We start from the raw sequence: 21,845 nt of genomic DNA, 5'->3' as shown, positions 1-21,845 counted from the left end.
GCCAACGTTTAATCCCGGGGCCTTTACCGGGCCCCCGGGGCCTTGTAGTCCTGGCCCAGGACGACGGTCACCGCGGCTGTCCCGGAGGGCTTGCCCTTCTCGACGGAGCCGGCCGGGAGCCCCAGGGTCTTGGCGACCTCGGCCGCCGTCACCTTCTGGGCCTCGTCACCGTAGATGACCTGCGACTTCTCCTGCGTTTCCGCCTCGGCGCCGCCGATGAAGGCGAAGCCACCGTTGATCAGGACCACCCGGGCCGCCTCGGTCGCGTCCTTGCCGGATCCGTCCCGCACGGAGACCCGCGGGACGTCTCCTGCGTCGGGCGCGGAGACCTTGCCGCCGAGGATGTCCTTCACCACGCTGTCGCTGGTGCCCTCGGTGAGGGTGCCGTCCTGCCCGACCGGCAGCAGGGCGGTCTTGTGGTCGCCGATCTTGGCGTGCTCGGCGAGCTTCGCGAGGGAGGCGCCGAGGTCCTTCTCCGGGAGCGAGGGGTCGAGGATCTGGACCAGGGACTCGACGGTGACCGTCGCGGCCTTGGGGTCGTCGGAGATCTTGCGCAGCACCCCGTACATGACCTGGCCGAAGCGCTGGAGCTGCTTGACCTCGGCCTCGCCGGGAGCCCGGTAGGTCGCGTAGGCGACGGCCGCGCGGCCGCCCAGGCTCTGCTTCTCGCCCTTCTCGACGAGCGGCCCCGCGCCCTTCTTCGTGTCGGGCACGGCCGTGTCCGTGTCGATCTCGATGCCGCTGACCAGCTCGACCAGGTTCTCCAGGAACGGGGTGTCGAGCCGCCACGTGCCGGTGATCTTCGCGCCGAGGAGGTTGCCGATCGCCTCGCGGGTGCCGCCCGAGCCGTCGTCCTCGACGGACTTGCCGAGGGTGGTCGCGGAACCCTCGCCGTCGGCGACGGTGAGGTTGTTGGGGAGCAGGATCGTGGTGCCCTGCTTGGTGGTGGTGTTGTCGACGAGCAGGACGGTGGAGGTCCCCCCGCCCTTCGTGTTGTGGAGGTGGACGACGATCGTGTCGCGCTTCTGCGGGCCGGTCGCCGTGTCCTGCTTCTGCTCCGGGGCGGAGGTGCCGGGGAGCATCCCGGCGGACCAGAGGTAGCCGACACCACCCACGACGGCGAGCACGAGGACGACGACGAGCGCGACGATCCGGTTGCGGCCGCGCCGCCTGGCCTCCTCGCGCCGCTCCGATCGGCTCTCGGTGAACTTGAGCCAGTCGATGACGTCCTCGGAGTCCTCGTCGGGCTCCTCGATGAACGAGAACTGCTCGGTGCGGTACTCCCGGTCGTCGTCGCCCTGCCGGGCCGGGGCGGGCTGCTCGGACGCGGGCCGCTGACCGGGGACACCGGCCGGGGCAGCGACGGGAGCGGCGGGTGCGGCCTGCGCCGTCTGCGCGGCCGGCATCGCCTGCGTGGCCTGTACGGGGGCGGGCTCGGCCTGGGCGGCCCACTGCCGGCCGGTGTCCGTGTCGTACGAGGGGTACGCGTAGCCCTGCTGCCCGTACGGGTCGTACTGCGGCTGCTGCTGAGGCTGCTGGACGGGCTGCTGCTGGGCGTAGGGGTCGTAGCCGTACGCCTGCTGCGGCTGCTGCTGCGGGCCGCCGTACGGGTCGTAGTGCTGCTGCCCGGGCTGCTGCGGTGGCTGCGGTGGCTGCGGTGGCTGCGGTGGCTGCGGTGGCTGCGGTGGCTGCGGTGGCTGCGGTGGCTGCGGTGGCTGCGGTGGCTGCGGTGGCTGGTACACCGGCTGCCCGTACTCGTCGTAGCCGATGATCTGCGGCTGCGGATAGTACGGATCGTACGGATTCTGCTGGTCGTTCACCGGTGGCCCTCCCCGAAGCTCACTCGCCGCGGTACAACTGGCGCTTGTCGATGTAGCGCACCACACCGTCCGGGACGAGATACCAGACGGGATCGCCCTGGGCGACCCGCGCCCGGCAGTCGGTGGACGAGATCGCGAGCGCGGGAACCTCGACCAGAGAGACGCCGCCCTTGGGCAGTCCGTCGTCGGTGAGGTCGTGGCCCGGCCGGGTGACGCCGATGAAGTGCGCGAGCGAGAAGAGCTCCTCGGCGTCGCGCCAGGTGAGGATCTGCGACAGCGCGTCGGCCCCGGTGATGAAGAACAGGTCCGCGTCGCTGTTGAGAGAGCGCAGGTCCCTCAGCGTGTCGATGGTGTAGGTCGCGCCGGGCCGGTCGATGTCGATCCGGCTGACCGAGAACTGCGGGTTGGACGCGGTGGCGATGACCGTCATCAGATAGCGGTCCTCCGCCGCGGACACGGCCTTGTGCCCCTTCTGCCACGGCTCCCCGGTCGGCACGAACACCACCTCGTCGAGGTGGAACAGGGCGGCCACCTCACTGGCCGCCACCAGGTGACCGTGGTGGATCGGGTCGAACGTCCCGCCCATCACGCCGAGTCGGCGTTTGCCGCGGCCGCCGGTAGACACTTCCTGCTCTCCCATGCGTGCAGAGCCTACTGGCACCGCGGCGGACGCCCGATCGGCGGTCGTCGGATCAGCGGTCGCGGTTGAAGCGCGTGGTGATCCACAGCAGCAGGAGCAGCGCCCCGAGGGCGCCGAAGCCGGTGAGGTAGGGGCTGAGGCTTTCGTGGTTGCCACCGTGCTCGGTGGCGCCCTCGGCGAGCGTGACCAGGTTGGCGGCGGTGCTGTGGAGGCTCATCGTCAGCAGGACCTATTCGATCGGGGATGGGAGCGGAGACTTCGCGCACATCGTATGCGGGCCGTCCGGACACTCTCACGCCGACTCAGGCGTTGGCGTCGCCGTCGGTGTTGGCGTCGCCGTCCGTACGAGTGGCGGTGTCGTCGGTGCGGTAGCCGCGCAGCAGGAACCAGGCGAGCAGGGCGACTCCCACGATCGAGCCGAGCAGCACGATCCGGAGGGTGTCCCCGGGGCCTTCCGATGCGGCGGCCGCGAGCAGGGCCGCGGTCGCGTCGATGGTGTCCGGCATGTCGGTCGTGCTCCTCGGTGGTCCGCTGTGCCCGAGTTATCCACAGGCTCCGGCACACGGTAGCGCCAACGCCTAGGGTGGGTCCCGTCAGGGGGACGAGCACCGACTCGTACGAACAGGGGGCATCCATGACCGAGAACCACCAGGGGAACGTGCCGAGCAGGCAGCGAAAGCGGTTCCCCGGCATCTCCTCGCGGGCCTACGAACATCCGGCCGACCGCTCGGCGCTGGTCGCGCTGCGGAAGCTCAGCGGCTTCGACACCGCCTTCAAGGCGCTCAGCGGGCTTCTTCCCGAGCGCAGCCTGAGGCTGCTTTTCCTCTCGGACTCCGTCCGGGTGAGCGACGCGCAGTTCAGCCAGCTCAACGACATGCTGCGGGACGCCTGTTACATCCTGGACCTGGAGAAGGTCCCGTCGATGTACGTCACGCAGGACCCCAAGCCCAACGCCATGTGCATCGGCATGGACGAGCCGATCATCGTGGTCACCACCGGACTGGTGGAGCTGCTCGACGAGGAGGAGATGCGGGCGGTCATCGGCCACGAGGTGGGCCACGCGCTCTCCGGCCACGCCGTGTACCGAACGATCCTCCTCTTCCTCACCAATCTCGCGCTCAAGATCGCCTGGGTGCCGCTGGGGACCGTGGCGATCACGGCCATCGTGACGGCGCTGCGCGAGTGGTTCCGCAAGTCGGAGCTCTCCGCCGACCGGGCCGGGCTCCTCGTCGGGCAGGACGTGCAGGCCTCGATGCGCGGTCTGATGAAGCTCGCCGGCGGCAACCACCTCCACGAGATGAACGTGGACGCGTTCCTCGCCCAGGCCGACGAGTACGAGAAGGCCGGTGACCTGCGGGACTCGGTCCTGAAGATCCTCAATGTGCTGCCCCGCTCGCACCCCTTCGCCACCGTGCGGGCCGCGGAGCTGAAGAAGTGGTCGGAAAGCCGCGACCACCAGCGGATCATGGACGGGCACTACCCCCGGCGCTCCGAGGACAAGGACACCTCGGTCTCGGACGCCTTCCGCGAGTCGGCCGAGCACTACGCCGAGACGGTGCGGACCAGCAAGGATCCGCTGATCAAGCTCGTCGGGGACATAGCGGGGGGCGCCGGTGACCTCGCGGGCGACCTGGGCGGGCGGCTGCGCAACCGCTTCGGCGGCCAGAGCGCCGGGCAGGGCGGTGGGCAGACCACCAAGGAGGCCGACGGCGGGACCGGGGACGATCAGAGCGAGGGCTGAGCGCTCGGCGCCAGCGCGCCGCACAGGGACGGGGCCGCGGGCCTGGTCGTGGCGTACGGGTCGGTGACCGCCGGCCCGCCCGCCTCCGGGGCCCGCGCTCCGGCCAGGAGCGGCTTCAGGGCGCCTGTGGAGTCGGGGCCGCAGGCCTGCGGCCCGGCCTCCGCCGTGCTGGCGAGGAGCTCGGCGCGGTGCATGCGCAGGTCCTCACGGTCGAAGCGGAAGTGCACCACGCGGTGGACGGTGAAGAGCGAGGCCGCGGCGGCCGGTCCCGCGCCTTCGGCCGGGCGCAGGGCGTAGGTGAACGTGTGGTCGGCGGTGACGTCCAGCGTGTCCGGGCCGGACTCCTCGAAGCGGAGCGTGCCCTGCACGCGGGTGCCGGAGTCGGCGAGCACGACCTGCTTCGGGTCGAAGCGGACGAGCCAGGCGGCGAGCGCGTGCCGTCCGTCATCGGCTGGTGACTCGACGCTCCGGTCGAACTGCTCCAGCTGGTCGGGGTCGAGCAGCAGCCGGACGGGCCGCACGGTGGTCCCGGAGAGGGTGTCGGGCTCCAGGGACGAGGCGACGAGGTAGTCCTTGGCGATGCTGAGGGCGGTGACGACCTGGCTCTCGGCGAAGTGGGAGGTGCGTCCGACGACGGGCAGATTGATCCCGGCGGCTCCCGTGCGGTACTCGGCGACGGGGCTGCGGGCGAAGAGCTGCTCGGGCTGCCCGCCCGGGACGGCGCCCTGCGGGGCGAGCGGGACCACGGTCGTCCGCAGCGGTTCGGCCCGCTGGTCGGCGGGGGGCTGGTACGGGTTGCGGACGCCGAGGTAGATGGCGGTGCCGAAGGCCAAAAGGATCAGCAGGACCAGCAGGACGGCCTGGCGGGAGCCGGTTCTGCCCTCCCGGGCGGTCCGGGACCGTACGGGCTGGGCGTACTCCCCCATCCGCTCCTGGGCGGAGTACTCCTGGAGGCGGGCAGCGCGGACGAACGACTCGTCGAAGACGACGGATCGGTACTCGTCCTCACCACCGCCGGGGAGACCCTCGGGTGTCCCCTCAGGCGGGTCGCCACGCCCTGCCATACCTTCAGGGTAGGTCTGCGGGGGCATCGGTAAACGCCGAGCGGTACGACAACTTCGGACGGGTGCGCCCGTCAGGGGGTACGGGGGGCGACGGACACCCGCGGGGGTGCGTACGCGGCGGGCGGGGCCGGGGCCGGATTCGGGGTGTCCACGCCGGTCGTGGCCGGCGGGGAAATCTGGTCCTGGCGGTTGGCGACGGCGCCGCGGTAGACGGCGCTGAAGGCGAGGGCGACCATGCCGATGCCCATCAGGAGGGCCAGGATCCAGGCGACGGGCCGGTGCCAGCGGGCGCTGCCCCGGTAGGGGCGCAGGGCGCCGCCGTGGCGGCCGTAGGGGCTGGCGTCGTCGCCGATGTCGTCGGGCTCGTAGGTGAGGCCTACGGGGTCGTAGCCGTCCTCGTAGGGGTCGTCGTCCCCGGATCCGACGGCGGCGCGGGTACGGGCGGATTCGGCCTCCGCGCGGGCCTGGGCTGCTGCGAGAAGTCGCTCGACCGCGCTCGGCTCGTGCACCGTGGCGGCCCGTACGAAGGCCTCGTCGAAGACCACGGTGGCGTAGTCGTCTGCGCCTCCGCGGTCGACAGAGTCCTCAGGGTCCCCGCCGTCCGGAAACGGCGTGCCCCCCACGTCGTCCGGCACGGATTCAGAGTAGACCCGGGAGGTGGTTTTGGGCAGGGAGAGTGCGAACCCTCCCCGCCCGTACCGAAAGAAGCCGGTTATCGAACGTGACCGTCGCCGGTGACGATGTACTTGGTCGAGGTCAGCTCCGGAAGGCCCATGGGGCCCCTGGCGTGGAGCTTCTGCGTGGAGATGCCGATCTCGGCGCCGAATCCGAACTGCCCGCCGTCCGTGAACCGGGTGGAGGCGTTCACGGCCACCGTGGTGGAGTCGACCAGCTGGGTGAAACGGCGCGCCGCGGCCTGCGAGGTGGTGACGATCGCCTCGGTGTGACCGGAGGACCAGGTGCGGATGTGCTCCACGGCCCTGTCGAGGGAGTCGACGACGGCGGCGGCGATGTCGTACGAGAGGTACTCGGTCTCCCAGTCCTCGGGCGTGGCCGGTACGACGGTGGCCTTGGAGGCCGGGGCGTGGGTGAGGACCCGCTCGTCGGCGTGGACGGTGACGCCGGCCTCGGCGAGGGCGTCGAGGGCCCGGGGCAGGAAGGCCTCGGCGATGTCCTGGTGGACGAGGAGTGTCTCCGCGGCGTTGCAGACGCTGGGCCGCTGGGCCTTGGAGTTGATCAGGATGTCCACGGCCATGTCGAGGTCGGCGTTGGCGTCGACGTAGACGTGGCAGTTGCCGGTGCCGGTCTCGATGACCGGGACGGTGGACTCCTCGACGACGGTGCGGATCAGGGAGGCGCCGCCGCGCGGGATGAGGACGTCGACGAGGCCTCGGGCGCGCATCAGCTCGCGGACCGATTCGCGGGACTCCCCAGGGACGAGCTGGATGGCGTCGGCGGGCAGTCCGGCGCCGCCGACGGCGTCGCGCAGGACCTTCACGAGGGCGGTGTTGGAGGCGTACGCGGAGGAGGAGCCGCGGAGCAGGACGGCGTTGCCGGACTTGAGGCAGAGGGCGGCGGCGTCGACGGTGACGTTGGGCCGGGCCTCGTAGATGATGCCGACGACGCCGAGGGGTACGCGGATCTGGCGGAGGTCGATGCCGTTGGGGAGGGTCGAGCCTCGGACGACCTCGCCGACGGGGTCGGGCAGCGCGGCGACGTGGCGGACGTCGGCGGCGATGGCCCGGACGCGCTCCGGGGTGAGGGTGAGGCGGTCGATGATGCCCTCGCCGGTGCCGGCCTCGCGGGCCTTGGCGATGTCCTCGGCGTTGGCCTCGACGATCTCGGCGGTACGGACTTCGAGGGCGTCCGCGATCGCCAGCAGGGCGTCGTCCTTGGCCGAGCGCGGGAGTGGCGCGATTTCGGCGGCGGCGCCACGGGCCCGGTAGGCGGCCCGGGTGACCGGGGAGAGGTTGTCGAGGGGCGTGAGCGAGGTCATGTCCGCAGGGTACTGGCACCCCTGCGGACATCCCTCACGTATCCCGCACTCCGAGACACACTCGTCCCGGGACGATCTCGGCTCGGCCGAGGACGATCTCGGTGGGGGACGTCGTCCTCGGGCCGGGAGGTCCTCAGTAGGGGTGGACGCCGACCGGGGCCGCCGGGGGCGGGCCGTAGCCCTCCGCGATCCGCTGGTGGTAGGTCTCGCGGTCGATGACCTCGAGGCCGACGATCTCCCAGGGCGGCAGCTTCGCGGTCTGTCGGTGCTCGCCCCACAGGCGCAGGGCGACGGCCGCGGCGTCGTGCAGGTCGCGGGCCTCTTCCCAGTACCGGATCTCGGCGTGGTCGTTGGCATAGCGGCTGGTCAGCAGGAAGGGGTGGTCATGGGCCAGCTGTTCGAGCCCGCGTCGCACCTCCTTCAGCGGTGACTCCGCCCCGGAGACGCTGAGGGTGATGTGCCAGAGTTTGGACAGGGGCCGCTCCTCGGCGCGTGATTCCCGTGTCTCGGTGGTGGTCTCGGTCTTGCTGTCCGTGGACCTGTCCCGTGCCTCGTCGAAGTCGGCTCCGGCCTCGACACTGGTCAGGGCGCGTTCGGCAGTCCCACGGGGCGGTGCCCCAGGGCGCGCTCGTCTCACCGGCGGCCTCCTGTGTGATGCGTGTGGTGCTGTACCCGCCTTGCTCTTACCCCCGAGACAAAGTTGACCAGCCCGAGGCGGCAGATGGGGCGGTTTTGGTAAACGTCCCTTCCGGATGGCCGTACTTTCAGCCGTTTCAGCGGATGACGACCAGGTCGTCACGGTGGACGACCTCGCGCTCGTACTCAGGGCCGAGTTCCCTGGCGAGCTCCGGGGTGGAGCGGCCGAGGAGCTGGGGGATCTCCTTGGCGTCGAAGTTGACGAGGCCGCGGGCGACGGCCCGGCCCTGCGCGTCGCGGAGCTCGACGGGGTCACCGGCCACGAAGTCGCCCTCGACACCCGCGATACCTGCCGCGAGCAGGGATTTCTTGCCCTCGACGACGGCTCGTACGGCTCCGTCGTCCAGGGTCAGGGAGCCCTGCGGGGTGGAGGCGTGGGCGAGCCAGAGGAGCCGGTCGGCGGAGCGGCGGCCGGTCGGGTGGAAGTAGGTGCCGGTGTCGCGGCCCGCGAGGGCGTCGGCGGCGCGGCTCGCGGAGGTGAGGACCACCGGGACGCCGGCGGCGGCGGCGATCCGGGCGGCCTCGACCTTGGTGACCATGCCGCCGGTGCCGACGCCGGCCTTGCCGGCAGCGCCGATCTCGACGTGGGCGATGTCCTGGGGGCCGGTGACCTGCGCGATCCGCGACGTGCCGGGCTTGGCCGGGTCGCCGTCGTACAGCCCGTCGACGTCGGAGAGCAGGACGAGCAGGTCCGCCCGGACGAGGTGGGCGACGAGGGCGGCGAGCCGGTCGTTGTCGCCGAAGCGGATCTCGTCGGTGGCGACGGTGTCGTTCTCGTTGACGACGGGCAGCGCACCCATGGCGAGGAGCTGGTCGAGCGTCCGGTAGGCGTTGCGGTAGTGGGCGCGGCGGCTGGTGTCGTCCGTGGTGAGGAGGACCTGGCCGACGCGGACGCCGTAGCGGGCGAAGGAGGCGGTGTAGCGGGCGACGAGGAGGCCCTGGCCGACGCTGGCGGCGGCCTGCTGGCGGGCGAGGTCCTTGGGGCGGCGGGTGAGGCCTAGCGGGGCGAGACCCGCCGCGATGGCGCCGGAGGAGACGAGGACGATCTCCTTCTCGCCTCCGCTGCGGACCTTGGCGAGGACGTCCACGAGGGCGTCGACGCGGTCGGCGTCGAGGCCTCCGGAGGCGGTGGTGAGCGAGGAGGAGCCGACCTTGACGACGATCCTGCGGGCCTCCGTCACGTACTGCCTTGCCACGTCCGTCTGTCCCGTCACCTGCGTCGTCACCTGCGTCGTCCTCACTCGGCTGTCCCACGCGCCGCGCGCGCCCCGCCGCGGCTGCCAGGCAATCTACGCGAGGCGGGAGGGCTGCCGCTCGTCCATTCCGTTCTCTGGACCGGACCCGTCGGGGCCCTCCGGACCGTCCGGTCCCTCGGCCGCCTTGCCGCGGGGCACCAGGATCCGCTGGGAGATCAGATAGGTGAACGGGATCGCGACGACGGCCGCGACGAGGGGCGCGATCCTGTCGTCCATGCCGGCCCAGGTGACGAGCGCGTACAGTCCGACGCTCTGCACGAGGTAGTTGGTGACGTTGGTGAGCGGGAAGAGGGCGAACTTCTTCCAGGTCGGCCGGGTGCGGTAGGTGAAGTAGGTGTTGAGGAAGAAGGAGCCGACCATGCTGAGGACGAAGGCGAGGGAGTACGCGGCGAAATACGGCATCCAGGGGTGGAGCAGCAGGTAACAGCCGAAGAACGTGCAGGTGTTGACGCCGCCGACGAGGGCGAACCGGAAGATCTCGGCCAGTCGTGCCCGCCGAGCCCGCCCCGCCCGCCGGCCGCTCCCCTCGTTCCCCTTGCCTCCTTCGTGGCGCTCGCGGCGCTCGTGGCCCTCGTCGCCCTCGCTCTTCCCGTTCCTCTCGCCACCTGACGCCATCAGTGGTCCCGGTCGGTGGCCACGACGCGGATGCGTTCGGCGGAGGCCAGCTCGGCGGCTCCGCGCCCGAAGGAGCGGTGGGTCTCCTTGACGAGGAAGTGCGGCCTCCGTTTCGTCTCGTAGTAGATCCGGCCGATGTACTCGCCGATCAGCCCCAGCATCACCATCTGCACTCCCCCGAGCCCCACGATGATCGCGACCAGGGTGACGTATCCGGGTGCGGTGACGCCCTGGGTGATCGCGGCGACGGCCACCCAGGCCGCATACAGGACGGCGAGGCCGCTGAGCATCATTCCCAGCCACAGGGCGATGCGCAGCGGGCGGTTGTTGAAGGAGATCAGCCCGTCCATGCCGTAGTTGAGCAGGGAGCTGAACTTCCACTTCGTCTCGCCGCCCTCGCGCGCGGCGTTCTGGTAGTCGAAGGTGACGGTGTCGAAGCCGATCCAGGAGAAGAGGCCCTTGGAGAAGCGGTTGTACTCGGGCAGCGAGAGCAGGGCGTCGACGGCGGGGCGGGAGAGCAGGCGGAAGTCCCCGACCCCGTCGGTGAGTTCCACGTCGACCCAGCGGTTGACGGCCCGGTAGTACACGCGGCTGAGCGCGGAGCGGAGCTTCTTGTCCCCTTCGCGGGTGCGCCGCGCCATGACCTGGTCGTGGCCCTGGTGAAAGAGGTCCAGCATGCGAGCGAGGAGCTCGGGCGGGTGCTGGAGGTCGGCGTCCATGATCACCACGGCGTCGCCGGTGGACTTCCGCAGGCCCGCGAGCATGGCTGCCTCCTTGCCGAAGTTGCGGCTGAAGGAGGCGTACTGGGTGCGGTGCGGGTGCCGGGCGGCGATCGCGCGCAGCTTGCCGAGGGTGCCGTCGGAGCTGCCGTCGTCCACGTAACAGATCTCGTAGCCGACCGGGAGGCCGTCGAGCACCTGGCGCATGCGCGCGTCGAACCGCTCGACGACGTCCTCCTCGTTGTAGCAGGGGACGACGACGGAAAGCCTGGTCATGGAACGGTCACTCCAGAGGGCTGAGCGAGATTACGTCCTGAGGGACCGCCACCGAACTCTCCTTCGAGCAGCGCGGCCACGGTACTGAGCGGCGGTGACCGCTGGGCGTCGCCCGGGTGGCCTCTCCTGGTCGGCATGTCGTCCATGCAGCAAAGCATGCGGGGAAGATATTCATATACGGGGCATCCTTACCCATTTGTCACCCATAGAGACGCCGTGCCACGCATGTCGACCACCTGGAGCGAAGACCGGTGAGCAGGACGACCACCCCGGAGCACGGCAGCGCGCTGACAGGCAGGAACGAGGACGAGGAAGAGGACGGGCACACGGAGCGCGCGGACGGCACGGGGCGGGCTCTGTCCTGGACCGGGCTCGTCGTCGCCGCCGGCGCCGGCGCGCTCCTCTCGGTCGGCGCCTTCCTCGGGCTCTACGTCCGCCCCACGTCGGACGACTGGTGCGCCCTGTGGAAGGCCCGGGACATGGGCGTCCTGGGCATCACCGCGGACTTCTACCGCACCCAGAACGGGCGGGTCACCAACGCCTTCCTGACCGGCCTGGCCTACTCCGACGACATGCGGGGGCCGAAACTGCTGCCCGCCGTCCTCGTGGTGGCGCTCGGCGCCGCGCTCTTCCTCCTCGCCCGCGCGGCGCTGCGCGCCCTGCGCGTGCCCCCGCCCTCCCGGGTCCTGCTCGCCGCGGCCGCGGCGCTCCTCTCGGCGCTGCTGTTCTTCGCCGGCACCCGCTCGTACCAGGTACTCCTCTGGGCCCCGGCGACCATCTCCCACACCCTGCCGAGCGTGATCGCCCTCTGGGCCGTACTCGGCGCCGTCCGCGCGGCGCGCGGCGGGCGCGGGTGGGAGCGCTCGGCGGCGGTCGGCGCGGCGCTGCTTCTCGGGACGGCGCTCGGCATGCTCAGCGAGCCCTTCGCCCTGGTGGCCGGGGTGTTCGCGGTCACGGCCGGTCTTCTCTGCCTGCCCCGACTCGGCTGGGCGAAGGACCGGTACGCGTCGACCTGGTGCGCGGCGGCCTGTCTGGGGCTCGCCGTCGGCCTCGTCCTGCTCTCGACGTCACCGGGGGCGCGGTGGCGGCGCGCCCAGCATCCGCCGGAGCCGCTGTCGTTCGCACTCCTGAGAGAAACGTTCCGCGACTGGTGGCGCGTGTGGGAGACGATCGGCGGCCAGTGGGCGTACGCGGGCGCCGCCGCCGTCGGAGTGCTGCTGGGTCTGTGGCTCTCCCGCACGAAGAGGGGGCACGCCCCCGCCGTCGGACTCCCCCCGCGCCGCCTGTTCCGGATCGCGGTGCTGCTGCCGCTGCCGCTCGTCGCCCTCGCGAGCCTGGCCGTCACCTACGGGCTGCGCACCGGGTACGGGGACGTGGGCTGGACCTACGGGCGGACCTGGACGAGCTTCCTGCTCCCGCTGCTGCTCGCCCTCTGCGCGTACGGCACGTGGGGCGGGTACCGGCTGGGACTCCTGCTCCGGACGGCCGGGCGGCCCGCCGCCCGCGCCGCGGTGCTGGTCGCGGTGGGCGCGGTCGCCGTCGGGAGCACGGCCGCGCTGGTGCGGCCGGTGTACGACCTGACCACGAGCACGGTGGTCCGCGCGACGGCCTGGGACCGGCAGAACGCGCGGATCCGGTCCGAGGTCGCGGCGGGCGCCCGCGAGGTCGCGTACCGGCCGCTCCTCATCGGCGGGCTGACGGAGCCGCTGTTCGCCCGCACGTACGAGCGGGACTGGGCGGCGCGGTGCACGGCCACGTACTACGGCGTGGACCGCATCCACCGCCCCTGAGGGCCCCTGGGCGCGCACCGGACCCCTGATCAGGACCGCTGACAAGACCCCCGACACGGCGGAGTGGGGCGCCCCGGGCCGAACCCGGGACGCCCCACTCCGTACTGCTCGGTGCTGTGGATCAGCCGGCCGTGCGGGCCGCCCGGTTCGCGCCCCAGCCCTCCCAGGCGGAGCTGATCATGGCGCGGACGTCGTGCTGCGCCTTCCAGCTCAGCTCCGACTCGATGCGCTCCGCCGAGGCGACCACGCGCGCCGGGTCGCCCGGACGGCGCGGGGTGACCAGCGGCTCGACGCTGTGGCCGGTGATCTCGTTGATGAGGTTCACCATCTCGCGCACCGACACGCCCTCGCCACGCCCGATGTTCAGGGTCAGCGTGGCGGTCTCGCCGGCCTCGCCCGCCGCGACGAGCGCGCGGGCGGCGGCCAGGTGCGCGTCCGCGATGTCGGCGACGTGGATGTAGTCGCGGATGCAGGTGCCGTCCGGCGTCGGGTAGTCGTCACCGAAGATGCGCGGGGCCTCGCCGGCATCGAGCCGCTCGAAGACCATCGGCACCAGGTTGAAGACACCGGTGTCCGCGAGCTCGGGAGCCGCGGCGCCCGCCACGTTGAAGTACCGCAGGCAGGCGGTGGACAGGCCGTTCGCCTGGCCGGCGGCGCGCGCCATCCACTCACCGACGAGCTTGGTCTCGCCGTACGGGCTGAGCGGCAGGCACTCGGTGTCCTCGGTGACGAGGTCCACGTCGGGCATGCCGTACACGGAGGCGGAGGAGGAGAAGAGGAAGCTCTTCACGCCCGCGGCCGCCGCCGCTTCGAGGATGACCTGGAGGCCCGTCACGTTCTCGCGGTAGTAGTACAGCGGCTTCTCGACGGACTCGCCGACCTGCTTCTTGCCGGCCAGGTGGACGATGCCCTTGATCCGGTGCTCGCGCAGCACGCGGTCGAGGAAGTCGCGGTCGAGGACCGTGCCCTGCTCCAGGACGATGCCGTCGGGGACGCGCGCGGGGTTGCCGGTGCTGAGGTCGTCGACCACGACGACGGACTCGCCGGCCTCGGTCATTGCTTTGACGACGTGGGAACCGATGTATCCGGCGCCGCCGGTGATGAGCCAGGTCATTCCGACAGTTTAGCCACAGGCCGGCGGCCCCCCGTCGGACCGCTTCAAGGGTCCGCCGGGGGGCCGTCGAGGGCTGCCGGGAGGGGATCTAGCGGTCTATCTCCGCGAACACGGAGTCCCACCGGTCGAGGACGCTCGGCAGCGCCAGTCGCGCGACGTGCTCCCGCCCCGCGGCGCCGTACCGCCGCCGCATCCCGGCGTCGTCCATGAGCTCGCCGAACGCGGCGGCGAGACCGGGCACGTCGGCCGGCGGCACCAGGGTGCCCGTGACGCCGTCCTCGACGAGCTCCCGGACACCGCCCGAGACGTCGAAGCTCACACACGGCACACCGCATGCGGCGGCCTCGGCCAGTGCCATCGGACGGCCCTCGCGCTCACTGCTGATCGCGACGACCGACAGCTCGCGGTAGGCGGCCGCCATGTCCTTGACCGTGCCGCGGAGGACGACCTGCTCGGCGACGCCGAGGTCCTCGGCCTTCATCCGCAGCTCCTGCTCCAGCGGGCCGTCGCCGAAGAGGTGCAGCTCCCAGCCCTCGCGCCCCTTGTGGGCCTGCGCGAAGGCCTCGATCATCCGGTCGTACCGCTTGATCGGGTCCAGTCGGCCGACCGCGCCGATCTTGCGGGTGTCGAGCGGAGCCGGTTCGTCCGGGTAGAACGGCAGCGGGTTCGGCATGACCCGGACGTTCGGCACGCGCTGGTTGACGAACTCGACCGCGTCGCCCTGGGAGAGGACCAGGGTCTGCTCCAGAGCCGGGTAGTGCCGACGGATCAGCCCCAGGTTGGCGCTGCGCCGGGCCTGCGCGAAGGACTCGTGGTACTGCCCGATGCCCTTCAGGTGCTGCCACTCCATGGGCATGACCCAGTCCGCCGCCCACGGCGAGCCGAAGACGATGTAGCCGTCCTCGACCGAGGACAGCCTGCGCTGCATCTCCGCTCGCGCGTGCTCGCGGGCGGCCCGCGCCCGGCGGGCGTCGGCGCGGCGCGCCAGGCTGAGCCGGTCGCCGACCGTCCGCACCGGCGGCTTGGGCGCCGGGCTCGGCGGGTAGAGCGTCGCGTGGCGGTAGGCGCGCGTGGAGTTGTACGGGAAAGGCTCGGGGCTCGGCCGGATGCCGATCAGCTCGACGCGGTGGCCACGCTCGCCCATGCCCTGGGCGAGGGTGTGCAGCACCCGCTGGGAGCCGCCCATCGAGTCGACGTCGACGCCGACGAAGAACACGTTGCGGGCAGGGGAGGCCTCAGTCATGGGTGCCGCCTTCGAAAAAAGCATCGACCACCAGTTTGCTCGCGTGGCCGGTCTCGTACGAGCAGAACATCTCCTGGAAGCGCGTGTAGCGCTGGGCGTGCCGCTCGCGCACGCCCTCCAGGTCGCGCACGGCGGCGGCGAGGTCCTCGGTGGTCGTCAGCATCGGACCCGGGGCGATGTCCTCGAGGTCGTAGTACGTGCCCCGGTCACCGCCCTTGTAGTCCTCGTAGTCGTCCGTGTACAGCAGTATCGGCCGGCCGGTGTTCGCGTAGTCGAACATCAGCGACGAGTAGTCCGTGAGGACCGCGTCCGAGGCCAGCATCAGGTCGTTGACGTCGGCGAAGCCCGAACCGTCGCGGAGGAAGTGGCCGAGTGCCGGATCGACCTTGAACCGGTCGTACGGGTGGGCGCGCACGACGATGGTCCACTCGTCGGCCAGGTACGGGGCCAGCGCCTCGAAGTCCACCCGGATCGACTGTCCGGTGCGGCGGGCCGCGTCGCGGAAGGTCGGGGCGTAGAGCAGCACCTTGCGGCCGGCGGGGATGTCCAGGGTCTCGCGGGCGGCGGCCGCCCTGGCCCGCTGCTCCGGCTCGGCCCAGCGCACGAGCACGTCGTTGCGCGGGTAGCCGGAGCGGATGAGGTCGGCCCCGACCTCGAAGGCGGGGACGAAGGTCCGCTCGAACTCGGCGCTCGGACAGACGAGCGCGTCCCAGCGGCCGACGGCGGCGCGGAAGCGCTCCTTCTCGGTCTCCGCGGCACCACGCAGCGACGGGACGTCGAAGCCCATGGCCTTGAAGGTCTGACCGTGCCAGGTCTGGAGGTACCGGGTGCCCTTGGGCTTCGCGTACAGGTACGGCAGGTTGTGCGAGTCGACCCAGTACGCGGCCCGGGCCAGCGCGGTGCCGTAGGCGAAGCTGCCGCGCTTCACGAGCTTGACGTCGTCGGGGAAGGAGTCCCGGCTGCCCGAGTAGGCCCACACGACGTCGATCGGGAGGTTGCGGCGCTTGAGCTCCTCGTAGACGTAGCGGGGGTTGTCCGCGTAGCCGCGGCCCTCCACCGCCTCGAAGACGGCCAGGCCGCGCTTGCGCGGGAGCCTGGCGACGGCGTCGTAGGCGGTCGCCTTGCCCTCGTTGCCGACGAGGATCTTCTTGACCTTGCCGACCTTGGCCTTGGTCTTGCGGGCGTAGGGGCCGAGCGGTTCGAGGGACTTCAGGACGCCGGAGCGCTGCCAGGTCACCTCAAGGCGCCCCGCGCCCTTCTGCTCGGCCTGGACGCGCAGGTGGTGGATGCCGAACTGGTGGTAGCGCAGGGTGGCGCGGAAGTCGGGCTGGTCGTGCTGGGCCAGCAGGATGTCCGTGCGCCGTGCGCCCTCGCGCTCCAGGGCGATCACCGGGTGGCGGCAGGTCGCCACGCCGACCTTGCCGACGGGGACCTTGCGCAGGTCCACCTCGGCCTTCGACACGTACTGTCCCGGGACGTCCGCGACGAGCGTGAGAGGCACGGTCATCGGCGTCTTGTGGGCGGCCAGCTTGACCGACGCCTTGATGTCGTCGGTGATCAGACCGACGGGGTCGTACGTCCGGATCTCCAGGCGCAGGACCGGGCCGAGCATCGACACGGAGGTCAGCTCGTGCCGCAGGCGGCCGCTGCCGAGGGCCTGGTCGTGGAGATGCCACTCGCTGAGGTCCAGCTCGGCGCGGCTCGTGTCGTCGGCCGGGGCGACGTCGCCCCAGTAGGAGACGCCGTCCACCTCGGTCACGGCGCGGGGCGCGAGCTGCGGCCGGCCGAACTGGCGGGCGGCCACGGCGACGTCCTCCAGCCTGCCGGTGCGCAGCAGGTGGAGGCAGATGCGCTCCTCGCGCGAGAGCCGCTCGTAGGTCTCGTCGGAGATCTCGTCGAGGTAGGGGGTGACCTCGGCGGCGAACTCCGCGATCCATTCGCCGTCGCGGAACGGCAGGTCGCCCAGGTAGAGGCGGAAGTCGTGGCGGAGGAACTTGTAGTCCTTCTCCGCGCGGAGCCCGGTCTCGCCGCGCTCCTCCAGCCAGGCGTCGATCAGCCGGGCCACGCCGATGCGGTCGCGAACGTTCTGGATCTTGTGGCGGCTCGACGAGATGGAGACGCTCTCCGGCGCGAGGCGCCAGGTGTAGACCGACCACGGCACGACGGCGAAGGACTCCGCGAGCGTGTACGCCTGCGCGGAGAACAGCTGGTCCTCGTAGTGGATGCCCTCGGGGAAGGCGAGGCCGTTGTCCCGGATGAAGGCGGTCCGGTAGAGCTTGTTCGTCGACAGGTGGTCGAAGAAGTACTCGGGTGCCTCGGCGATGCCGCCCACGACCCGCTGCTCGGTGAAGAGGTGCGGGTACCACAGGCCCGTGGTGTCGTTCGCCTCGTAGAACCGCGTGACCTCGCCGGTCACGAAGTCGACGCCGGTCTCCTCGGCGACGAGCAACATGCTCTTGCAGGCGTGCCGCGGCAGTTCGTCGTCGCTGTCGAGGAACATGACGAACGGGGCGCGGGCGAGCGCGATCCCGTGGTTGCGGGGGGCGCTGCAGCCGCCGCTGTTCTGCTCCAGGCGGGCGTACCGGACGCGCGGGTCGGCGGCTTCGAGTGCCCGCGCCACACGCTCCGTGCCATCGGTCGAACAGTCGTCGGCGATGATCACTTCGATGTTGTTCAGGGTCTGGTCGAGTAGGGACCGGACCGCTCGCGGGAGCCGTTCCTCATCGTTGTAGACGATGACGACGACGCTCACATCGGGGACGTCGGTGGTCGGCATCCAAGTCCTCTCACACAGGCATGCGGTAGTACAGAGCGCGTTCTCAGTTGACTGATGAACGCCCTCGGCGACCGCCAAGTCACTCCCCCGGGGGGAATTGTTCTGAAACTGGTTTCCCGTTCGTCGGGGGTGCTCAGCGTCTTGCCAGGATCCTCCTGATACGTCCGGACAGCACCTGGCGGGCGCCCGCCATCCCGCCCGTGAGGCGGAGGGTCAGGGCCCTGCGCGGCGAGGCCACGACCTGGACGAGCAGGACGCGGCCGAACCTGCCGAGGGCCACGCCCCGCCGGCCGGCGAAGCCGTCCGGGGTCCTGACCTCGGCGCGGCCGGTCGAGCCGTCCGCGTAGCGCAGCACGGCGACGAGCGACCAGGAGGCGAGCCGGCCGGCCCGGAGCAGCTGGGCACTGGGGATCCGCGCGGTGGCGGTCCACCCCTCGCCGGAGGGGCGCAGGGGGACGGCCTCGGCGAGGAGCTTCTGGCCCGAGACGCGCTCGGTGAACTCGACCCGCACGGAGACGGGGTGCAGTGCGCCGATCCGGCCGTACAGCTCGTGCACGGTCAGCGTGACCCGGGCGCTGCCGCCGACGGTGGCGACGCCGTCCACGGCGACGGGCAGCCCGGCCGGGGGCAGCTCGTCGAGACCGTCCAGGGGTACGTCGGCGGGGGCGGCGGCCAGCACGGGGGCGCCGTCCTCGGAGCGGGGGTACGGAGGGACGAGCCGCGGTCGGCCGGCGGCGAGCTCCGCGAGGCGGGTGAGCTCGCGGCCCTCGGGCACGGCGGCGAGGGCCGTGATCCCGGCGTGCAGCCAGCGGTGCGGCGCCCGGGCGGCGGCAACCGCCGCGTCGTCGAAGCCGACGACGTGGTCACGGGTGACCGTCCACCAGTCGGCGCGGTAGGCGGCGGGCCGGCGCGGCAGCTCGCGGAGGTACATGGGGAGGTCGTAGTCGAGGAACTTCGTCTGCGCGGGGATCGCGAGCGCGGGACGCCCGGCCTTGCGGAAGACCTCGACGACGGCGCGGTGCGCGGCGACCCGGTGCTCCCAGTTCGCCAGGGAGCCCTGGCGCAGCGAGATCGACAGGTTCGCGGCCTGGCGCCGGACGTGCCAGACGTACAGGGGGACGTCGGTGACGGCGAGCCGGGGCGCCGCGGCCTGGACCTGGGCGCTGAAGACGAAGTCCTCGTAGTGGAAGGCGCCCTCGGGGAAGCGGATCGCATGCGTGTTCAGGAAGTCACGGCGGTAGAGCTTGTTGACGGAGAGGGTGTCGAGGACCAGCTCGGGGTGGTCCTCGACACTGTCGAGGACGGTGCCGGGGAGGGTGGCGCCGTCGTTGACGTCGTACAGCGAGGCTGCCCAGATCTTCTCGCGGCCCTCGGGGAGCTCGCGGCGCACGCAGAGGCCGGTCACGACGTCCGCGCCCGCGTCGGACGCGACGGCGAGAAGCCGGTCGACGGCACCGGGAACCAGCACGTCGTCGCTGTCCAGGAGCATGACCCACGGGTGGACGGCGGCGGCGATGCCGTCGTTGCGGGGGGTGCCGCAGCCGCCGCTGTTGACCTCGCGGACCAGCGGCTTCACACGCGGCTCGGCGGCGAAGCCGGCGACCACGTCGGGCGTCGCGTCCGTGGAGGCGTCGTCGACGACGACGACCTCACCGACGGCCTCGCCCTGCGCGAGGGCGGACCGGATCGCGTCGCCCACGTGCTCGGCGTCGTTGTACGCGATGACGACGACACTGACCCGTGCCGCGTGGGGTGGCTCGACCATCCGAGCATCGTAGCGGGAGCAAACCGGACCCCTGACCGGAGAACCGGAAGGGAGGGCCGCCGAGCGCGTCGGCGGCACTCCCCCGACCACGGACATGCTAGAAGGGGTCGAACTCGTCGTACTCGCGCTGTGCATCGTCCCGCTGCGCGTCCCGGTCGCGGCGGCGCTGCGCCGCCGGGCGCGGGGCCTCCAGACGGTGGTCCTCGCCACGGCGGCCGAGCATCTCGGCGCCCGCCATCATCGTGGGCTCCCAGTCGAAGACGACCGCGTTGTCCTCTGTGCCGATCGCCACACCGTCGCCGGCGCGGGCGCCCGCCTTCATCAGCCGGTCCTCGACGCCGAGGCGGTTGAGGCGGTCGGCCAGGTAGCCCACGGCCTCGTCGTTGTTGAAGTCGGTCTGGCGGACCCAGCGCTCGGGCTTGTCGCCGCGCACCCGGTAGACGTCCTCGGCCTCGTCGTACGTGACGGTGAAGCCCGCGTCGTCGACGGCCTTCGGGGTGATGACGATGCGGGTCGCCTCCTCCTTCGGCTTGGCGGCGCGCGCTTCGGCGACGATGCCGGCGAGGGCGAAGGAGAGCTCCTTGAGTCCCGTACGGGCGACAGCGGAGGCCTCGTACACCTGGTAGCCGCGTGCCTCCAGGTCCGGGCGGATCATGTCCGCGAGGTCCTGGCCGTCCGGGATGTCGATCTTGTTGAGGACGACGATGCGGGGGCGGTCCTCGAGACCGCCGTACTGCCGGAGCTCCTCCTCGATGATGTCGAGGTCGGAGACGGGGTCGCGGTCGGACTCCAGCGTCGCCGTGTCCAGGACGTGCACGAGGACCGAGCAGCGCTCGACGTGGCGCAGGAACTCCAGGCCCAGGCCGCGGCCCTGGCTCGCGCCCGGGATCAGGCCCGGCACGTCGGCGATCGTGTAGACGGTCGAGCCGGCCGTGACCACGCCCAGGTTCGGGACGAGCGTCGTGAAGGGGTAGTCGGCGATCTTCGGCTTGGCGGCCGACAGGACGGAGATGAGCGAGGACTTGCCCGCGCTCGGGTAGCCGACGAGGGCCACGTCCGCGACGGTCTTGAGCTCCAGGACGATGTCCCGCGACTCGCCGGGCTCGCCGAGGAGGGCGAAGCCGGGGGCCTTGCGGCGGGCGGACGCCAGCGCTGCGTTGCCGAGGCCGCCGCGGCCGCCCTGGCCCGCGACGAAGGTGGTGCCCTCGCCGACGAGGTCCGCGAGCACGTTGCCCTGCTTGTCGAGGACGACGGTGCCGTCCGGCACGGTCAGGACGAGGTCCTGGCCCTCCTTGCCGGAGCGGTTGTCGCCGGCGCCGGGCTGGCCGTTGGTGGCCTTGCGGTGCGGCGAGTGGTGGTACTCGAGCAGGGTGGTGACCGACTGGTCGACGACCAGGGTCACGTCACCGCCGCGGCCGCCGTTGCCGCCGTCGGGGCCGCCGAGCGGCTTGAACTTCTCCCGGTGAACGGAGGCGCAGCCGTGGCCTCCGTTACCCGCGGCGACGTGCAGCTCGACGCGGTCCACGAAGGTGGTCATGGTGGTGCCTCCATTGGGGGGTCCCCGGCCGAAGGCGGGGGAAGTACGGAATGTCTATCTAGTAACACGCGAAAGGCGGACCCGCTTCCCGTACGGGAAGTGAGGTCCGCCTCCGCAAAGATCCGATCAGGCGACCGGAACGATGTTCACGACCTTGCGGCCACGGTGGGTGCCGAACTGCACCGAGCCGGGCAGCAGGGCGAACAGCGTGTCGTCGCCGCCACGGCCGACGCCCGCGCCGGGGTGGAAGTGGGTGCCGCGCTGGCGGACGAGGATCTCACCAGCGGAAACGACCTGACCGCCGAAGCGCTTCACGCCGAGCCGCTGAGCGTTGGAATCGCGCCCGTTCCGGGTGGACGATGCGCCCTTCTTGTGTGCCATGTCTCAGTCCCTCTTACTTCGCAGCCGCGGGGATACCGGTGACCTTGATCGCCGTGTACTGCTGGCGGTGACCCTGGCGACGGCGGTAGCCGGTCTTGTTCTTGTAGCGCAGGATGTCGATCTTGGCGCCCTTGTGGTGGTCCACGACCTCGGCCGTGACCTTGATACCGGCCAGGACCCACGGGTCGCTGGTCACGGCGTCGCCGTCGACAACGAGCAGGGTCGAGAGCTCGACCGTGTCGCCAACCTTGGCAGTGGAAATCTTGTCAACCTCAACGATGTCGCCGACAGCAACCTTGTGCTGGCGACCACCGCTGCGCACGATGGCGTACACGCGGATCTCTCTCTCACTCGGGATGAAACCTCTGAAGCCAGCCGCTCACACGGGCCCAAGGGCCCGCGGCGTTCCGGAATCG

Annotated in this window: 20 protein-coding genes; 2 read left to right on the top strand and 18 right to left on the bottom strand. The window is 71.4% G+C overall.

Going from position 1 to position 21,845, the window contains the following annotated elements:
* Nucleotides 1-23 precede the first annotated feature (23 nt).
* The 4 genes from IE124_RS02005 to IE124_RS01990 all read right to left on the bottom strand — a co-directional run bounded on the left by IE124_RS02005 (nt 24) and on the right by IE124_RS01990 (nt 2,966).
* Nucleotides 24-1,820 (bottom strand): LCP family protein, encoded by a 1,797-nt coding sequence (locus tag IE124_RS02005; RefSeq protein ID WP_189504118.1) that lies wholly within the window; start codon nt 1,818-1,820, stop codon nt 24-26.
* A gap of 19 nt (nt 1,821-1,839) precedes the next feature.
* Entirely contained in the window at nt 1,840-2,460 is a 621-nt protein-coding gene (gene nadD / locus IE124_RS02000) for a nicotinate-nucleotide adenylyltransferase (protein WP_189504116.1), read from the bottom strand.
* A gap of 52 nt (nt 2,461-2,512) precedes the next feature.
* Nucleotides 2,513-2,677, bottom strand: coding sequence for a hypothetical protein (locus IE124_RS01995; RefSeq protein WP_189504114.1), 165 nt, complete (start codon nt 2,675-2,677; stop codon nt 2,513-2,515).
* An 85-nt stretch (nt 2,678-2,762) separates the two neighbouring features.
* The gene (locus IE124_RS01990) at nt 2,763-2,966 is read right to left on the bottom strand and encodes a hypothetical protein (protein WP_229832103.1); all 204 of its coding nucleotides are present in this window, start codon (nt 2,964-2,966) and stop codon (nt 2,763-2,765) included.
* Nucleotides 2,967-3,094: 128 nt separating this feature from the next.
* On the opposite strand from IE124_RS01990, the gene IE124_RS01985 reads away from it, so the two are divergent.
* Nucleotides 3,095-4,201 (top strand): M48 family metallopeptidase, encoded by a 1,107-nt coding sequence (locus IE124_RS01985; RefSeq protein WP_189504111.1) that lies wholly within the window; start codon nt 3,095-3,097, stop codon nt 4,199-4,201.
* On the opposite strand, the gene IE124_RS01980 is transcribed toward IE124_RS01985, so the two are convergent.
* The 7 genes from IE124_RS01980 to IE124_RS01950 all read right to left on the bottom strand — a co-directional run bounded on the left by IE124_RS01980 (nt 4,186) and on the right by IE124_RS01950 (nt 10,823).
* The gene (locus IE124_RS01980) at nt 4,186-5,265 is read right to left on the bottom strand and encodes an SCO2583 family membrane protein (protein ID WP_189504109.1); all 1,080 of its coding nucleotides are present in this window, start codon (nt 5,263-5,265) and stop codon (nt 4,186-4,188) included. The genes IE124_RS01985 and IE124_RS01980 overlap by 16 nt on opposite strands.
* Nucleotides 5,266-5,336: 71 nt before the next feature.
* On the bottom strand, nt 5,337-5,900 hold the full coding sequence (locus tag IE124_RS01975; RefSeq protein ID WP_189504107.1) for an SCO2584 family spore wall biosynthesis protein: 564 nt from the start codon (nt 5,898-5,900) through the stop codon (nt 5,337-5,339).
* Between the two features lie 77 nt (nt 5,901-5,977).
* A complete protein-coding gene (locus IE124_RS01970) occupies nt 5,978-7,261 on the bottom strand; it encodes a glutamate-5-semialdehyde dehydrogenase (RefSeq protein WP_189504105.1) in 1,284 nt (427 codons plus the stop codon).
* Between the two features lie 133 nt (nt 7,262-7,394).
* On the bottom strand, nt 7,395-7,898 hold the full coding sequence (locus tag IE124_RS01965) for a DUF8830 family protein (protein WP_189504103.1): 504 nt from the start codon (nt 7,896-7,898) through the stop codon (nt 7,395-7,397).
* A gap of 136 nt (nt 7,899-8,034) precedes the next feature.
* Nucleotides 8,035-9,138 (bottom strand): glutamate 5-kinase, encoded by a 1,104-nt coding sequence (gene proB / locus IE124_RS01960; RefSeq protein WP_189504727.1) that lies wholly within the window; start codon nt 9,136-9,138, stop codon nt 8,035-8,037.
* Nucleotides 9,139-9,246: 108 nt separating this feature from the next.
* The gene (locus tag IE124_RS01955) at nt 9,247-9,828 is read right to left on the bottom strand and encodes a GtrA family protein (RefSeq protein WP_370468723.1); all 582 of its coding nucleotides are present in this window, start codon (nt 9,826-9,828) and stop codon (nt 9,247-9,249) included.
* The gene (locus IE124_RS01950) at nt 9,828-10,823 is read right to left on the bottom strand and encodes a glycosyltransferase family 2 protein (RefSeq protein ID WP_189504101.1); all 996 of its coding nucleotides are present in this window, start codon (nt 10,821-10,823) and stop codon (nt 9,828-9,830) included. The genes IE124_RS01955 and IE124_RS01950 overlap by 1 nt, the downstream gene beginning before the upstream one ends.
* A gap of 251 nt (nt 10,824-11,074) precedes the next feature.
* On the opposite strand from IE124_RS01950, the gene IE124_RS01945 reads away from it, so the two are divergent.
* Nucleotides 11,075-12,613: a DUF6056 family protein gene (locus IE124_RS01945; protein ID WP_189504099.1), complete on the top strand. Its 1,539-nt coding sequence runs from the start codon at nt 11,075-11,077 to the stop codon at nt 12,611-12,613.
* A gap of 121 nt (nt 12,614-12,734) precedes the next feature.
* Here IE124_RS01945 and galE read toward each other — a convergent pair whose 3' ends face one another.
* The 7 genes from galE to rplU form a co-directional block, all read right to left on the bottom strand.
* The gene (gene galE, locus IE124_RS01940; protein WP_189504097.1) at nt 12,735-13,727 is read right to left on the bottom strand and encodes a UDP-glucose 4-epimerase GalE; all 993 of its coding nucleotides are present in this window, start codon (nt 13,725-13,727) and stop codon (nt 12,735-12,737) included.
* 88 nt (nt 13,728-13,815) lie between these two features.
* Nucleotides 13,816-14,970, bottom strand: coding sequence for a glycosyltransferase (locus IE124_RS01935; protein WP_189504095.1), 1,155 nt, complete (start codon nt 14,968-14,970; stop codon nt 13,816-13,818).
* A complete protein-coding gene (locus IE124_RS01930) occupies nt 14,963-17,746 on the bottom strand; it encodes a CDP-glycerol:glycerophosphate glycerophosphotransferase (RefSeq protein ID WP_189504093.1) in 2,784 nt (927 codons plus the stop codon). The genes IE124_RS01935 and IE124_RS01930 overlap by 8 nt, the downstream gene beginning before the upstream one ends.
* A gap of 133 nt (nt 17,747-17,879) precedes the next feature.
* Complete coding sequence (locus tag IE124_RS01925; RefSeq protein WP_189504091.1) at nt 17,880-19,511, bottom strand: glycosyltransferase family 2 protein; 1,632 nt, start codon at nt 19,509-19,511, stop codon at nt 17,880-17,882.
* 97 nt (nt 19,512-19,608) lie between these two features.
* Nucleotides 19,609-21,048, bottom strand: coding sequence for a GTPase ObgE (gene obgE, locus IE124_RS01920; protein ID WP_189504089.1), 1,440 nt, complete (start codon nt 21,046-21,048; stop codon nt 19,609-19,611).
* Nucleotides 21,049-21,174: 126 nt separating this feature from the next.
* Nucleotides 21,175-21,429, bottom strand: coding sequence for a 50S ribosomal protein L27 (gene rpmA, locus IE124_RS01915; protein ID WP_024756701.1), 255 nt, complete (start codon nt 21,427-21,429; stop codon nt 21,175-21,177).
* Between the two features lie 13 nt (nt 21,430-21,442).
* On the bottom strand, nt 21,443-21,763 hold the full coding sequence (gene rplU / locus IE124_RS01910) for a 50S ribosomal protein L21 (RefSeq protein ID WP_015033583.1): 321 nt from the start codon (nt 21,761-21,763) through the stop codon (nt 21,443-21,445).
* Nucleotides 21,764-21,845: the final 82 nt, after the last annotated feature.

It is taken from the genome of Streptomyces narbonensis, from assembly GCF_014649015.1.
GTDB classification, from domain to species: domain Bacteria; phylum Actinomycetota; class Actinomycetes; order Streptomycetales; family Streptomycetaceae; genus Streptomyces; species Streptomyces narbonensis.
The sequence above is the reverse complement of the archived record's forward strand: the minus strand, read 5'-3'. Positions and strand labels throughout refer to the sequence as shown.